Genomic DNA, 1725 nt, shown 5'->3' with positions numbered 1-1725 from the left:
AACGTGCCGCCGAAGCCGCAGCATTCGGATTCGCGTTCGTGTTCGACGCGCGTCACGCCCGGCAGTGCGTCGACGAGCGCGACGCCGTGCCCGCGCGTGCCCATCTCGCGCCGCGCCGCGCACGACGTGTGCAGCACGACGCGTTCGTCGGGCCCGGCGCCGGCCGTCGCCGCGTCGAGCCGCACGTCGAGCACGTGGACGAGGAATTCGGCGAGTTCATAGGTCCGCTCCGCGATTGCGCGGGCTCGCGGGCCGTACACGGGATCGTCGGCGAACAGCGCCGGCCAATGGTGGCGGATCATCCCCGCGCACGAGCCGGAGGGCACGATCACGGGCCACGCTTGCGCGAACAGGTCGAGCTGCGCGGCCGCGACGCGGCGCGCTTCGTCGGGATTGCCGCTGCTGTAGGCCGGCTGCCCGCAGCAGCTCTGGCCGCGCGGATAGTGGACGGTCAGGCCTTCGCGTTCCAGCAGTCGGACCGCGTCGAGCCCGGCTTCGGGGACGAACAGGTCGACCAGGCAGGTCGCGAACAGATAGACGTGCGCGGGGGCGGCGGCGGGGTATTGCCTTTCGTTCATGTCTCGCTCCAGTGGCGACGGCCCGGCATGCGGATGCGGGACGACGATTTCGCTGCATAATTCCCGCGACGGCGCTGCGGCTCAAATTGGTTGGGCCAATCGGCGCGGCACGCATTGAGCGGGGAGACGCGACGATGGCAGCGATGACGGCACGGGGCCGGACCGAAGGGGTGATGCGCAAGATCGAGACGGCACTGCTCGACGGCACGTGGCCGGCCGGCGCTCGCCTGCCGGCCGAGCGCGTGCTTGCGCAGCAGTACGGGGTTGCGCGCAATACGGTGCGCGAGGCGACCCAGCGGCTCGTCGCGCGCGGGCTGCTGCAGAGCCGGCGCGGCGCGGGCGTCTACGTGACGGACCAGTTGCGCGCCGGCATCGCGTCGCCGTGGGGGCAACTGGTCGCCGATCACCCGGCGCTGCGCGACGACATCCTCGAATTCCGGCGCGTGCTCGAAGGCGCGACCGCGTATTTCGCCGCGCTGCGCGCCGACGCGCACGACCGGCGCCGGATCCGTGCGCTGCTGCGCGAGCTCGAAAGCGCGCACGCGAACGGCGCGGCGGCCGTCGAAGCCGCGACCGACGCGAAGCTGCACGAGGCAATCGCGCTCGCGTCGCACAACACGATGTTCCTGCACCTGCATACGAGCGTGATCGGGATGCTGCGCGAGCACATCTCGATCAACGTGGCGGGCATGACGACGCACGACGAGCACGCGTCCGAACTCCTGCTGCTGCAGCACCGCGTCGTGTGCGACGCGATCTGCGCGCAACGGCCCGAGGAGGCGCGCACCGCGATGCAGACCCATATCGACTACGTGCGCAGCCATTTCGAGCGCAGCGGCGACGAGGCCTGAGATTGGTCGGACTACTTCGGTGCGAGGCCCGCCCGGCGGGCACCTTCGGTGCGGCGGGCCTCGATGCCCGGCACGCGCGCGCACGCCCGCGGTTCGAGGCAGTCGGTGCCGCCCGCGCGATTGACCGGTTCATCGGGCGCCTACTAGAATCGGCCGGAACCGCGCGCCAGCCGCGCGCCGCGGCGCATGCGGGCCCTGTGTTCCGCCAGTCGAGGAAGTCTTCGTGTTCACGTCCCTGATCCGGCGCGCACCGGCCGCGCTGTCGTGGCGCGCCGCATGCCGCCCGGCCCGCGCGC

2 protein-coding genes are annotated in these 1725 nt (G+C 71.9%); one reads left to right on the top strand and one right to left on the bottom strand.

Going from position 1 to position 1725, the window contains the following annotated elements; all coding sequences use genetic code 11:
* A partial coding sequence (locus tag L810_RS38265; protein ID WP_042977975.1) for a (Fe-S)-binding protein occupies positions 1-578 on the bottom strand: 578 nt, incomplete at its 3' end.
* Positions 579-712: 134 nt separating this feature from the next.
* Between L810_RS38265 and L810_RS38260 the strand changes: the two genes are divergently transcribed.
* Entirely contained in the window at positions 713-1429 is a 717-nt protein-coding gene (locus L810_RS38260; RefSeq protein ID WP_042977973.1) for a FadR/GntR family transcriptional regulator, read from the top strand.
* The last annotated feature ends 296 nt before the right edge of the window (positions 1430-1725 follow it).

This window comes from Burkholderia sp. AU4i (genome assembly GCF_000466765.1).
In the GTDB taxonomy this organism is placed as follows: Bacteria; Pseudomonadota; Gammaproteobacteria; order Burkholderiales; family Burkholderiaceae; genus Burkholderia; species Burkholderia cepacia.
Note: the sequence above shows the minus strand (reverse complement) of the source record. Positions and strands in the feature narration are given on the sequence as shown.